Source organism: Desulfobaculum senezii, assembly GCF_054657395.1.
On record NZ_BAAHYU010000004.1, the window covers coordinates 199,691 to 212,550 of the forward strand.

A 12,860-nucleotide genomic window follows, 5' to 3' on the forward strand; every position below is an offset into this window, starting at 1 on the left:
GACACCATACAATGAAAGCCGAACAGATTTCCATCTTTCTGGAGAACAGAGCAGGCCGCTTGGCCGAAGTCACGCGCGTGCTAAGCGAAAACTCGGTGAACATCCGGGCGCTGTCTCTGGCCGACACCTCGGACTTCGGCATCCTGCGCCTCATCGTTGACGACTTTGACAGGGCCAAGGCCGTGCTCAAGGACAACGGCTTTACCGTGGGCCGCACCACCGTTGTGGCGGCCGAAGTAACGGACCAGCCCGGCGGCCTGCATGCCATCCTCGACATGCTCTCCGCTGAGGGCGTTAACGTGGAATACATGTACGCCTTCGTCCAGCAGTCCGGAGAGGACGCCACCATGATCTTCCGTTTCGACCGCACGGACAAGGCCATTGAGACCTTGCAGCGCAACAACGTGAAGATTATCCCCGGCGCTGAGCTCTACAAGATGTAGCCTCCGGCGGATTTCGGACGACAAAGCATACAGCATATACAAGGGCGGCCTCCTTACGGAAGCCGCCCTTTTTGTTCTGGCCGTATGCCGGGCGCGCCGCAACGCGCCGCAGCAGCGCTACTGCTTGGCGGGCTGCGCCTCGCCCTGCGGGTACAGGTGCACATCGCGCTGGGGGAAGGGAATGGTGATGCCTTCGGCGTCGAACGCCTTTTTGATGGCTTCCATCAGCGCCCAGTAGATGCTCCAGTATTCCTCGGTCTTCACCCACGGACGCACCACAAGGTTCACGCTGGAGTCGCCAAGGGTGTGGACGGCAACAACGGTTTCCGGATCGTCCAAAATGCGCGATTCCTTGGCGAGGGTCTTCCACACCACGTCTTTGGCCTTGTCGATGTCATCGTCGTAGGCAATGCCAAAGGTAAAGTCTATGCGGCGGATGGGGTTGGCGGTCACGTTGGTGATGACGTCGCCCATCAGCATGGAGTTGGGGATAATGATGCGCTGGTTGTCCGGCGTCACCATGATGGTGTTGAAAATGGTCAGGCGCTCCACGGTGCCGGCAACGCCAGCGCCAAGGACATAGTCGCCCACCTTAAAGGGCCGAAACACCACCAGCATCACGCCGGAAGCAAAGTTCGACAGCGAGTCCTTGAGGGCAAGGCCGACGGCAAGACCGGCAGCGCCAAAGACCGCGATAAGCGACGTCACATTCACGCCCAAATGCGCCAGCGCGGCGATGCCCACGGCGGTCAGCAGCGTGTAGTACGTGACGCCGCTTAGGAAGTTGGCCAGCAGTTGGTCCGCATGGCCGCGCCCCGCAATGCGGGACACGCCTTCGCCAATGAGCTTGGCCACCCACCGGCCCAGCAAAAATATAATAATGGCTACGGGCAGGCGCAGGCCATTTTTCACCAGCCAAGCAAGGGCGAGTGTGGACCACTCGCTGAATTCAGCTACAGGCAGTATTGTCGATAAATCCATTCTGTTTCCTCCGTTTCAACTCTCGGCGCGTTCGCGTGAGCATTCTGTGCGAATCATCCCTTAGGATATAGCGTATGCACCCCGCAAGGAAAAGCCACAAAACACCTTGCCTCCACCGCGCCTTGCCTCTGGCCCCGCGCCCGCTCTCCCGCTATGATCGCCTCAGGCGGCGTGCAGTCCACGCCCAAAAGACGCCCCAAGACGTCAGGAGCCACCATGGACCAGACCAATTGTACCAACCTCGGCGCCAACCACTGGCGATTGCCCCGCCGCGGGACAATGCAGACCGACGCGGATTTTTTCGCCTCCAGCGACCTGCTGCGCGCCATGGAGGACGACGTGCGCCGCCAGCTGTGCGCTGTGGCGTCCTTGCCCGGCATCCGGGGCGCGGCCATCGCCATGCCCGACGCCCATGTGGGCTATGGATTTCCCATCGGCGGCATAGGCGCTTTTGACCCCGCGCTCGGCGGCATTGTCAGCGCGGGCGGCGTTGGGTTCGACATTGCCTGCGGCGTACGCTGCCTGCGCACCGGCCTGCACAAAAGCGATATTCTCCGCGCGCAGGACGAGCTGGCGGACACGCTGTATACAGCCATCCCCAGCGGTCTTGGCACTGGCGGCTCCATCCGCCTGTCGAAACAGGAGGCCACCGCCCTGCTGCGGGACGGCGCCAAGTGGGCCGTCCAGCGCGGCTACGGCTCGCAGGCGGACCTTGACCATACCGAGGAGCGTGGACGCATGGCCGGTGCCGACCCGGACGCCGTGTCGGAAAAAGCCATGACGCGCCTGCGCGACGCCATTGGCACCCTTGGCTCCGGCAACCACTATCTGGAAGTGCAATACGTCGAGACCGTGCACGACGCCCGCGCCGCCGACGCCTTTGGCATTGCCGAGGGCGATGTGCTTGTCAGCATCCATTGCGGCTCGCGCGGGCTTGGGCACCAAATCGGCACCGACTACCTTGCGCGGATGCTGGACGAAATGCCCGCCCATGGTCTGCCCATCACGGACCGCCAGCTTGCCTGCGCCCCGGCGGCCTCGCCCCTTGGGCAGGCGTATCTGGCGGCCATGCGCTGCGGCATCAATTGCGCCCTTGCCAACCGGCAAGTGCTCAGCCACCTCACGCGCGAGGCCTTTGCCCGCGTCTTCCCCGAGGCGCGGCTGTCCCTCATCTACGACGTGGCGCACAACACCTGCAAGGAGGAGCGCCACACCGTGGGCGGTGGCAGCGCCGCCCTGCTGGTGCACCGCAAGGGCGCAACCCGCGCTTTGCCGCCGGGGCACCCGGACCTGCCGTCCGCCTACGCCGCCGTAGGCCAGCCCGCCTTCATCGGCGGCAGTATGGGCACGGCGTCCTTCATTCTCACGGGAACGGACTACGGCATGCGCGTGGCCTTCGGGTCCATCTGCCATGGCGCGGGCCGCAGTATGAGCCGCAAAAAGGCGCAGAAAACCTTTCGCGGCGGTCAGGTGCTCTCGGACCTGCGGGGCCGCGGCATCGTCATCCGCAGCGGCTCCACGCGCGGCGCGGCAGAGGAGGCGCCGGGAGCCTATAAGGACATCGACGCCGTGGTGCGCGCGGTGACGGACGCAGGCATCGCCAAGGCAGTGGCGCGTGTGCGGCCCTTGGTCTGCGTGAAGGGGTAACCGGCGGCCAGCCCCGCGCAGTTTTGCCGCGTCGCCCGCTTGCGCCGCATTCGCCCATTTCGCCGCGCGCCGCGCGCGAAAAAGCGCGGCGGAGTTCCTCCCGCGCACCGGTTTGTGGTATGCTTTACCGATGCTCCACACCCTTGTGCGCAACCAGATGCTGCCCGTCTCCCTTGGCGAGGCGTGGCTCTATTTCTCCAACCCGGCAAACCTGTGCCGCATCACGCCGTCGTGGCTGTGCTTTGACATGACCTGCCGCGAGCCGGACCCCATGTACCCCGGCCAGATTCTCACCTACTCCATCCGTCCGTTTCCGGGCGTTTCCATGCGCTGGGTCACGGAAATCACCCACGTGCGCGAGCCGCACTACTTTGTGGACGAGCAGCGCCTTGGCCCCTACCGCTTCTGGCACCACCAGCACATTTTCGAAAAGAAAAACGGCGGCGTGCACATGCGCGATATCGTCAACTACGCCCTGCCGCTCGGCTGGCTGGGAGACGCGGTGAACAGCCTGATTGTGCGCCCTCGCCTTCGGGCCATCTTCGCCTTCCGCAAAGAGACCCTCGCCAACCTTTTCGTCTAGCGCCGCCCCCTCCGCCCCAAACCGCAGGCAATAAAAAGGGCGACACCTCCATCAGGAGGCATCGCCCTATCATTACAGGGAGACAACGGGCGCACGGACCTGCCGGAATGCGCCGCGCCCATCGCGGACTCGGGCTATACGCGAATGGCGCTGACCACGTACACGGGGTCGCTGGTCCATGTTTCGCGGATGTGCGGATCATCTTCGGGCCGCCACCAATTCCGGACGCTGACGGTTTGCATATCGGCAAACACGCCCGCCTTCTGCAGATAATGCAGAATGTAGCCGACGCGTTCAAACTCGTGCAATTCGCGCCAGATAGCCACAACCTTGGTGGGGAACCACCTGTTGGAGCATCCAAGAAGCGCCACGCCCCCCGGACGCAGCACACGGGCAATCTCCCGCACCACTTTGTCCGGTTCGGTGACATACTCAAAGGACAGACTCAGCAGCACCGCGTCAAACTCGCCACTTGCAAAGGGGAGCGACGGCGTACGGTTTACATCGTGCACCACATGGTCGCCCAAAGCCGGATTCGCGCGCATTTCCTCGCTGTTGAGGCCAAGGCCGACCATGTCCAGTCCAAGGGACGACGGCACGTGCGACTGCACACTGCTCATCAGGTCCAACACACGCATCCCCGGGCGCAGGTGGTGGGAATACTCCTCCTGCAAAAACAGCGAGGCCTGCGCATCCACATGCCCCACAAGGCGCGTGGTTTCGTAAAACTCCTCATCCGGCGCGGCGTCCACGCGGTCGAAGTCGCCGCATGCACTGGCGGCAAAATCCGTTGGGCCGCCCTCGCACCGCACCTGCATCCCCGGACCGGAAAGGCATATCTCCTCAATCCAATCCGTCAGACGGCCGCCGGTGTCACTCGCCTTTTCCGCGGCATTCAGTACGGTTGCGGACAGTGTAAACTCGCGCCCCGCAAAGGGAGCATTGCGGTCCGCCACAAGACGTCCCTCCGTCAGCGCGGTAATGCGAAACGGCGAGACGGTTTGCGGAAACACTCCGGGAACGTTGCGGAGCAATCCGCTGGGATAAAAACGCCCAAAGCGCGCCTGCACCGTACGCCCACCAAACATGCGCGGGCAAAAATCGTCCGGGCGCAGGTCAAAGACCAAGTTGTCCGTCCTGTCCGCCACGGCCTCACCGGGGGCATAATGGATGTGGGCGCTTTCGCCGATGTCCTTCCCCATCAACGCCTCCTTGAGGCCGGGGGGAAAGATGTCCCGCCACAGGTTCACCTTGCGGCCGAGAAAACGCTCCCGGTGCCGGGCTTCGGCGCTCTCCCACGTTATATCGAATGCAATAGTCGCAAGGGCGTTCATATCAATTGGTGCCATGTCCTCCTTCTTTGCTCACCCTGAATTGGGTTCAAAGGTTCAGAAAAAAGAAACACTCCCAACACACTGGGAAAACGTACCCCAAAGCGCGCCTTTTGTGAAGAATAGTACAAGCCTTTTCTCCCCAGTGTGCAAAACGCCCGCCACGCGGGGAAAAACGTGCATACAAAAAGGCGGCAGGGTCGCAATGCCCTGCCGCCTTGAAAAGCCACTCTGAATCTCTGCGCGCCTACAGCGCGACAACGTCCGCCATGGCGTACAGCTTGCCACCGGCCTTGCCGGACAGCCATTTGGCCGCACGGACGGAGCCTTGGGCGAAGGTATCGCGAGAGTGCGCCTGATGCGTCACCTCAATGCGCTCACCCGGACCCATGAAGTACATGGTATGCACGCCAACCACGTCGCCGCCGCGGATGGTCTGCACGCCGATTTCTTCCTTGGGGCGCGCGCCGATGATTCCCTCGCGGCAATAGGTGCCGACCTGCTGCAGGTCCCAGTCGCGGGCTTCGGCCACGCACTCGGCCAGCTTGAGGGCCGTCCCGCTGGGGGCGTCCTTTTTCTGATTGTGGTGCAGTTCCACCATCTCAATGTCGTAATCCAGCCCCAGCTTTTTGGTCAGCTCCGGCAGAATCTGCTGCAGCACGCTGACGCCCACGCTCATGTTCGGCGCCCAGAATGTCGCGTTGGTGGCGGCGATGGTGCGCAGCTCGTCCTGCTCCTCCGGGGTGAGGCCCGTGGTGCCAATGACAATGGGGTTGCCGTTGGCCGCGCAAACGCGGGCGTTGGCAAGGCTGGCCTGCGGGGCCGTAAAATCGATGACCACAGCGCCGGGATGCTCCGGCAAAACCGTGGCAAGGTCGGTGCCCACGGGGCAGCCAAGGTAGTCCAAACCGTCCGTACTGCCGGGGCGCTCCACAACGGCGGCAAGCTCCGCGCCAGCATCATTTTGCACCATGCGGCAGATGGTTGCGCCCATGCGGCCCTTGGCGCCCATGACGATAATAGGGGTACTCATGTCGTCCTCCGGTTCCATTCGTGTTGCGATATTAGAAAAGTGTGTACTGCTTGGGCCCTGCCGGGGCGTCCGCCTTTCGTTCGCCGTCAGCGGCGGCTTCATCGTCTGGGGCTGTGTCAGCGGCGGTGTTTGGGGCTTCGGCTGTGGCGTCTGCGTCGCCATCTGTGGCGTCACTGCCCTCCGGCGCGGGGGCTTCCTCGCCCTCAGGGGAAGTCGCTCCCGCGTCAGCCGCGTCCTGCGTCTGCGGTTTCAACGGCGCAGGCGCCTCACCCGGGGCACCCGCAGAAGCAGAAGACTCCCCTGCTTCCGCGTCCGAATCAGCGCTCACCTGCGCATCTGGAGAGGTGCTGGATGCATCGGAAACAGCCGCGCCACTCTGCTCCGCGCCTGCCGCGTCAGCAGACGGCTTTCCGGCGCTCGCCCCGTCTGCACCCGTCTTGGCCACGCCAGATTTCTCTGCTTTGGTCTGGCCAGCTTCCGGCTGGGCACCCTCAGCCTCTTCGGATGAGTCCGCGGACGGAGCCTCCTGCACAGCGGCGGATTCTGCGCTTGTTTCAGCGGCAGGGTGTGCGGCGCCGGAGGCATTCGCCTCTCCGCCCTCACCAGCCCCGCCTTGAAGCAGCGCCATAAAGGCATCAAGGTCAATGACGGCAAGGCCCAGCTTTTCGGCCTTGGTCAGCTTGCTGCCCGCCTTTTCGCCCGCCACCACGTAATCCACGTTCTTGGAGATGCTTTTGACCACCTTCGCGCCAGCGCCCTCGGCCAGCTTGGCGGCATCGGGCCGCGACATGCCGGGCAGGGAACCGGTGAAGATAAACGTTTTCCCCGCCAAGGGCTGCTCTCCGGCTTCGGCGGTTTCGTCCACGCCGCCGACGGGCCACAGCCCCACCTCGCGGAATTCCTCCACAAGGTGACGGTTGTCGTCATTCTGGAAAAAGGCGTGCACGCTTCCCGCCACTTCCGGGCCAATGTCCGGCAGTTCGGTCAGCGCCTCCACCGAGGCTTCGGCAATGGCGTCAAGGTCGCGGTAGGCGCGCGCCAGCGTGCGGGCGGTCTGTTCGCCCACGTGCCGGATGCCCATAGCCGCGATAAGCCGCTCCAGCGGCGCTTCTTTGGCCGCCTCAATGGACGTAATGACATTCTGCGCCGACTTCGGCCCCATGCGCTCAAGGTGCATGATGTGCATGCGCCGCAAACGGAACAAATCCGCCGGCGTCTTGACCAGTTCCTTGTCCACCAACTGCTCCACAAGGCGCTGTCCAACGCGGGACATATCCAGCCCAGCCTTGGACACAAAGTGGACAATGCGCCGCCGCAGCACCGTGGGGCACGAGACGTTCAGACAGCGAATCGCCACCTCGCCGGGCAGGCGGTCCACCGGGGAGCCGCAGGACGGACAGACGGTGGGGAAGACAAAAGGCTTTTCCTCGCCGGTGCGCTTTTCCACAACAGGGCCGACAACCTCGGGGATAACGTCGCCCGCGCGCTGGACGATGACGGTATCGCCCTCCAGCACGCCCTTGGCGCGGATTTCATCCTCGTTATGCAGGGTGGCGCGGGAGACAGTCACACCGCCCACCACCACAGGGCGCAGATGCGCCACCGGGGTCAGCACGCCAGTGCGACCCACCTGCACCTCTATGCTCTCCAGCACAGTCTGCGCCTGCATGGCCGGGAACTTCAGCGCCATGGCAAAGCGCGGCGCACGCGCAGTAAAGCCAAGGGCGTCCTGCGCCTCGATGTCGTTGATTTTGGCGACCACGCCGTCAATTTCCACGGGCAGGTCGTCGCGCTCGGCCATCAGGCGCTCGTAGTAGGCGGCCACCTCGTCCGGCGACTCGCACAGCTTGGCCAGCGGCGGAATGGTAAAGCCCGCCCCGGCCAGAAATTCCATCATTCCCTGATGCGTAGACCACTTCGCTTCGCCGGAGGGGAAGGACACCTCGCCAATGCCGTAGGCCATAAAGCTCAGGCGGCGGCGCGCGGTGATGCGCGAGTCCAAAAGCCGCAAGGAACCGGCAGCGGCGTTGCGCGGGTTGGCGAAGGTCTTGCCGCCCTCCTCGTCCTGCTGGCGGTTCAGGCGGACAAAGTCCTCCTTGAGCATCACGACTTCGCCGCGCACCTCAAAGCGCTCCGGCATGTCGTCCATGTCCAGCTGCAGGGGCAGGTTGCGCACAGTGCGCATATTGGCGGTGACCACCTCGCCGGTGATGCCGTCGCCGCGCGTCAGGGCCGTGGTCAGCACACCGTTTTCATAGATGATTTCGCACGCCAGTCCGTCCAGCTTGGGGTCCACCCAAAAGGGCAGGTCGTGGTCAATGTCCAGCCCGCGCCGCACTCTCGCGGCGTATTCGGACCACTCCTCCACGTTGAACACGTTATCCAGGCTGTACATGCGCAGGCGGTGGTCCTGCTGCACAAAACCCGGTGCAGGCTCGCCGCCAACGCGCCGCGTTGGCGAGTTGGGGTCGTCCAGCTCGGGGTATTGGCGCTCAAGGTCCTGCAGGTTGCGGAACAGAGCGTCGTATTCGGCGTCGGTTATCTGGGGATCGTCAAGGACGTAGTAGCGCCTGTTGTGGTATTCCAGCTGTCGGCGCAGGTCCTCGACCTGTCGTCGTATCTCGGCAGAAGCGCTCACGTCGCGGTCTCCTGTTTCATCTCTCTGGTAATGTTTCGGCGGATTATTCGCCGATTCTGTAGCGTCGTCTGGCCAGCAGGCGTTCTTGCCTGGACAGCTGCGGGTCGCGCCGCTCGGCCGTCTCCGGGGCCATAAAATAGAGCCCCAGCACATCGGGAATCAAGAGGAAATCCTCGGTCCGCGCGATGCGGAGCCAGAATTCATAATCGCCGATGGCTTCGAAGTCACGGTCGAAATAGCCGTAGCGCTCGTGCAGGGCGGCGCGCCACATGGGCTGTGGCCCGACAAAGTTGTAGGTAAACAGCGTCCGCCTGTCGAAGGCGGGCCAGTCGCTGCGCCCAATGGGCGTACAGGTCGCAAAGTCCTGACACGGCGTGGCCGTCACATAAGCATTGGCGTAGACCAGCGCCACCTGCGGGTTTTCGTCCAGCGCGGCGGCCATGACCTCAAGGGCGTCGTGGCGGTGGCGGTCGTCGGCATTGGCGTTGGTCAGATAGCGTCCTCGCGCGGCCCGCGCGCCCCGGTTCCACGCGCTATAAATGGTCTCGCGCTCGTCCGTGGTGATCAGGCGCAGATTGTCATGCGCCTGCTGGTATTCGCGCACAATGTCGCGCTCGTTCTCGGGCGAGCCGGTCTCCACGACAATGATTTCCAGCCGCTCACCAAGGCTCTGTGCCAGGAGGTCATCCAGACAGCCCCGGATGAACCGTTCGCATTTGTAGGCCGAAACAATGGCCGTTACCACCGGCTGGTCGCTGTGCTCCACCACCTGCTCCACTGCGTTTTCCCTTTCGCTTCACAAAACAAAGCCGCCCCGCCTTGGCGAAACGGCCCTTCTGTCTTCACTCTCCTGCGCAGCCACTGGCGCGGCGTACACGGCACAGCCGCCACACGGCCAACGCCCCAAGGATGGCGCGTTCCGCCGGGGCCGCAGCGAGGCGTTGCCCCGCCGCCTAGATAATTTCCCACAGGTCGCGCAAGTTCTCCTTGCCGCCAACGATGACGAGAATATCGCCCTCTTCCAGCACGGTGTCGGCTTCCGGATTGAATATCAAGTCGCCGCAGGCCTTTTTGATGCTGATAACGATGAGGTTGAACCGCTGGCGGAGCTTGGACTCAACAAGGGTCTTCCCCTTAAAGTCGCTCCGCCCGCTGATCTCCAGCTCTTCCATATTGAGCTGCATTTCACTCCTCGACAGCGTCAGCTCAAGGAAGCTGGTCACCGTGGGCTGGAGCACGGACTGCGCCATACGAAGCCCGCCCAGCATATGCGGCAGCATCACCCTATCCGCGCCCGCGCGCTCCAGACGGGGGATGTGCTTTTCATGGTCAGCGCGGGCCACGATGTACAGGTCCGGGCTCATCTGCCGCGCAGTGAGGGAAACATACACGTTGGCGGCCTCCTGCGAGACGGCGGTGATAAGAGCCTTGGCGCGGTCTATGCCCGCCTTGGTCAACACCTCATCGTCCGTCGCGTCGCCGGCGATGAAGAGGATTTCGTCCTCCTCCATCTTGGCCATCAGCTCGGGGTCTTTCTCAACGGCCACGACGGGGATGCCCTCGCGCTGTATCTCGTTGACGGCAATGCTGCCGATGCGGCCGTACCCGCAGACGATGATATGGTTGGACAGCTTGTCGATGGTCTTTTGCACTCTCAGTCTCCCCCAAACGGTTTGGAGCCGGCCTTCCACAAGAATCTGGGTGAACGAACCGACAAGGAAGGCGAAGTTGCCCACACCCAGAAGGATGAGCACGCTGGTGAGAATCATGCCGCTCTCGGACAGGGGATGAACTTCCTCAAACCCCACGGTGGAGAGCGCGATGAGCACCATATAGAAACTGTCGAGGTAGCTCCAGCCCTCGATTTCCATGTAGGCGTAGATGCCGCCAAAGAACACAATAAGCAGCGTCACCAGCCCCATGATGAGCGGGAACAGGCTCCCATAGCGGCGGCGGAGCTTGGAAAGCCGCACCTGACCGCCCAAAGCCTGAATAAGCTTGCGCCGCTTCAGCGACTGGAATTTGCGTTTGCGCATAGGTTAGTCGAGGGTCTGGAGAACGCCGCGCAGGACGGAGATTCTGTCCCGCAGTTCCGCGGCGCGCTCAAATTCAAGATCCTTGGCTGCGGCGCGCATGTCGCGCTCCAGCGCCTTAATCTGCTTGGCGATGCCTTTGGCGTCTGCCGCAAGGTCATCCAGTGCCCCTGCGCCAGCGCGTTTCTTCTTGTCCGATGTTTTGTCACCGTACAATGAATCCAGTACATTATCCATTTTTTTCCGGATGGTCTGGGGCACGATACCGTGCTCTTCATTGTAGGCAATCTGCTTGGCGCGGCGGCGTTCCGTCTCGTCCATGGTCTCCTTCATGGAGCGGGTGATGGTGTCCGCGTAGACAATGACCCTGCCGTCCACATTACGCGCTGCGCGGCCAACGGTCTGGATGAGCGAACGCGTGGAGCGCAAGAAGCCCTCCTTGTCGCCGTCGAGGATGGCAACAAGGGACACCTCGGGGATGTCCAGCCCCTCACGCAGCAGGTTAATGCCCACCAGCACATCAAATTCGCCCTTGCGCAGCGCCTGCAAAATAGCCACACGCTCCAGCGTATCGATGTCCGAATGCAGATAGCGCGTGTCCACGCCCATGTTGCGGATGTATTCCGTCAGGTCCTCGGCCATGCGCTTGGTGAGGGTGGTCACCAGCACGCGCTCGTCCCTGTCGCGGCGCAGGCGGCATTCGGCCAACAGGTCGTCCACCTGTCCGTCCACGGGACGCACCTCGATTTGCGGGTCCACAAGGCCGGTGGGACGGATAATCTGCTCCACCACAAGCCCCTGCGCGCGCTCCATCTCCCACGGACCGGGCGTGGCGGAAACGTACACCGCCTGCCCCTTGCGCTCCAAAAACTCATCAAAGGCAAGGGGGCGGTTATCCAGCGCGGACGGCAGACGGAAGCCAAAGTCCACCAGCGTGCTCTTGCGCGAGCGGTCGCCGTTGTACATGGCGCCAATCTGCGGCACCGTGACGTGAGATTCGTCAAGGAACATCACGAAATCGTCTGGGAAGTAGTCCAGCAAGGTTGCCGGCGGGTCGCCCGGACCACGCCCGTCCAAATGGCGGGAATAGTTCTCGATGCCGTTGCAGTAGCCAAGCTCCTCAATCATCTCAAGGTCCAACTGTGTGCGCTGCTCAAGGCGCTGGCGCTCCACCAGCTTGTTGCCGTCCTCAAACTCGCGCAGGCGTTCGCCAAGCTCGTCGCGGATGTCGCCCATGGCGCGTTGCAGGTTCGGCCTGTCGGACACATAGTGGCTGGCGGGGAAGATAACGGTCTTGTGGATGGTGGAGACCACCTTGCCCGTGACCGGGTCCGTCTCGGTGATGGAGTCGATTTCGTCGCCAAAGAACTCCACGCGCAGGGCCTGCTGGTTGGAGTAGGCGGGCAGAATCTCCAGCACGTCGCCCCGGATGCGGAAGGTGCCGCGGTGGAAGTCGTAGTCGTTGCGCTCGTAGTGCACCTCCACTAAGCGCTCCACAACCTTGTCGCGCGTGGTGGCCTGCCCCACTTCAAGGGGGATGACCATGCGCGAGTAGTATTCCGGCGAACCAAGGCCGTAGATGCAGCTCACGGATGCCACAATGAGCACGTCGCGCCGGGTGAGCAGGGCGTGGGTAGCCGCGTGGCGGAGCTTGTCTATCTCGTCATTGATGGACGAGTCCTTTTCAATATACGTATCGGAGTGCGGCAGATAGGCTTCCGGCTGATAGTAGTCGTAATAGCTGACGAAGTATTCCACCGCGTTATTCGGGAACAACTGGCGGAACTCGTTATACAGCTGGGCCGCAAGGGTTTTATTGGGCGCAAGGACAAGGGCCGGACGCTGAACCTCTTCCACGACCTTGGCCATGGTGTAGGTTTTGCCCGAACCGGTGACGCCCAGCAGCACCTGATCCTGCACGTTTTGCAGAATGTTCTGCGAGATGTCCGCAATGGCCTGTGGCTGGTCGCCCTTTGGCTCATAAGGACTCACGACCTTGAACGGATTATCGTAGGAGACATTTTCGCGTGATGGCATACGCGCCTGTATACGCGGGAGAAGCCCGATGGTAAAGCGCCCCCGCCCTTTCCCACCAAAACGCCGGGATTTGTGACAGCCTTCACAAACACCGGGATATGGCGTAGAACCCATGCCCGGGGTGGTGGTTCAAC

10 protein-coding genes are annotated in these 12,860 nt (G+C 62.7%); 3 read left to right on the top strand and 7 right to left on the bottom strand.

The window, feature by feature from the left end; genetic code table 11:
* Positions 1–11 precede the first annotated feature (11 nt).
* Positions 12–443, top strand: a complete 432-nt coding sequence (locus ACYQ2T_RS15815; RefSeq protein ID WP_404845512.1) for an ACT domain-containing protein — start codon at positions 12–14, stop codon at positions 441–443.
* A 117-nt stretch (positions 444–560) separates the two neighbouring features.
* Here the strand turns inward: ACYQ2T_RS15815 and ACYQ2T_RS15820 are convergent, their stop codons facing one another.
* Positions 561–1,424, bottom strand: coding sequence for a mechanosensitive ion channel family protein (locus ACYQ2T_RS15820; RefSeq protein WP_459901863.1), 864 nt, complete (start codon positions 1,422–1,424; stop codon positions 561–563).
* Positions 1,425–1,640: 216 nt separating this feature from the next.
* Here ACYQ2T_RS15820 and ACYQ2T_RS15825 point away from each other — a divergent pair, with 216 nt between their 5' ends.
* Both ACYQ2T_RS15825 and ACYQ2T_RS15830 read left to right on the top strand, forming a co-directional pair.
* Complete coding sequence (locus tag ACYQ2T_RS15825) at positions 1,641–3,071, top strand: RtcB family protein (RefSeq protein WP_459901864.1); 1,431 nt, start codon at positions 1,641–1,643, stop codon at positions 3,069–3,071.
* A gap of 130 nt (positions 3,072–3,201) precedes the next feature.
* Positions 3,202–3,654: an SRPBCC family protein gene (locus ACYQ2T_RS15830; protein ID WP_459901865.1), complete on the top strand. Its 453-nt coding sequence runs from the start codon at positions 3,202–3,204 to the stop codon at positions 3,652–3,654.
* 134 nt (positions 3,655–3,788) lie between these two features.
* On the opposite strand, the gene ACYQ2T_RS15835 is transcribed toward ACYQ2T_RS15830, so the two are convergent.
* From ACYQ2T_RS15835 to uvrB, 6 genes are all read right to left on the bottom strand, one after another.
* A complete protein-coding gene (locus tag ACYQ2T_RS15835; RefSeq protein WP_459901866.1) occupies positions 3,789–5,003 on the bottom strand; it encodes a methyltransferase domain-containing protein in 1,215 nt (404 codons plus the stop codon).
* A gap of 229 nt (positions 5,004–5,232) precedes the next feature.
* Complete coding sequence (dapB, locus tag ACYQ2T_RS15840) at positions 5,233–6,018, bottom strand: 4-hydroxy-tetrahydrodipicolinate reductase (RefSeq protein ID WP_459901867.1); 786 nt, start codon at positions 6,016–6,018, stop codon at positions 5,233–5,235.
* Between the two features lie 31 nt (positions 6,019–6,049).
* Entirely contained in the window at positions 6,050–8,656 is a 2,607-nt protein-coding gene (gene ligA / locus ACYQ2T_RS15845) for an NAD-dependent DNA ligase LigA (protein WP_459901868.1), read from the bottom strand.
* 43 nt (positions 8,657–8,699) lie between these two features.
* On the bottom strand, positions 8,700–9,434 hold the full coding sequence (locus tag ACYQ2T_RS15850; RefSeq protein WP_459901869.1) for a glycosyltransferase: 735 nt from the start codon (positions 9,432–9,434) through the stop codon (positions 8,700–8,702).
* A 175-nt stretch (positions 9,435–9,609) separates the two neighbouring features.
* A complete protein-coding gene (locus ACYQ2T_RS15855; RefSeq protein WP_459901870.1) occupies positions 9,610–10,692 on the bottom strand; it encodes a potassium channel family protein in 1,083 nt (360 codons plus the stop codon).
* Positions 10,693–10,695: 3 nt separating this feature from the next.
* The gene (gene uvrB / locus ACYQ2T_RS15860; RefSeq protein WP_459901871.1) at positions 10,696–12,840 is read right to left on the bottom strand and encodes an excinuclease ABC subunit UvrB; all 2,145 of its coding nucleotides are present in this window, start codon (positions 12,838–12,840) and stop codon (positions 10,696–10,698) included.
* Positions 12,841–12,860: the final 20 nt, after the last annotated feature.

Bases quoted from the DNA above. Each gene is read 5' to 3' on its own strand.
- ACYQ2T_RS15815 (WP_404845512.1), top strand. From the start codon at position 12: ATGAAAGCCGAACAGATTTCCATCTTTCTGGAGAACAGAGCAGGCCGC.
- ACYQ2T_RS15820 (WP_459901863.1), bottom strand. From the start codon at position 1,424: ATGGATTTATCGACAATACTGCCTGTAGCTGAATTCAGCGAGTGGTCC.
- ACYQ2T_RS15825 (WP_459901864.1), top strand. From the start codon at position 1,641: ATGGACCAGACCAATTGTACCAACCTCGGCGCCAACCACTGGCGATTG.
- ACYQ2T_RS15830 (WP_459901865.1), top strand. From the start codon at position 3,202: ATGCTCCACACCCTTGTGCGCAACCAGATGCTGCCCGTCTCCCTTGGC.
- ACYQ2T_RS15835 (WP_459901866.1), bottom strand. From the start codon at position 5,003: ATGGCACCAATTGATATGAACGCCCTTGCGACTATTGCATTCGATATA.
- dapB (WP_459901867.1), bottom strand. From the start codon at position 6,018: ATGAGTACCCCTATTATCGTCATGGGCGCCAAGGGCCGCATGGGCGCA.
- ACYQ2T_RS15855 (WP_459901870.1), bottom strand. From the start codon at position 10,692: ATGCGCAAACGCAAATTCCAGTCGCTGAAGCGGCGCAAGCTTATTCAG.
- uvrB (WP_459901871.1), bottom strand. From the start codon at position 12,840: ATGGGTTCTACGCCATATCCCGGTGTTTGTGAAGGCTGTCACAAATCC.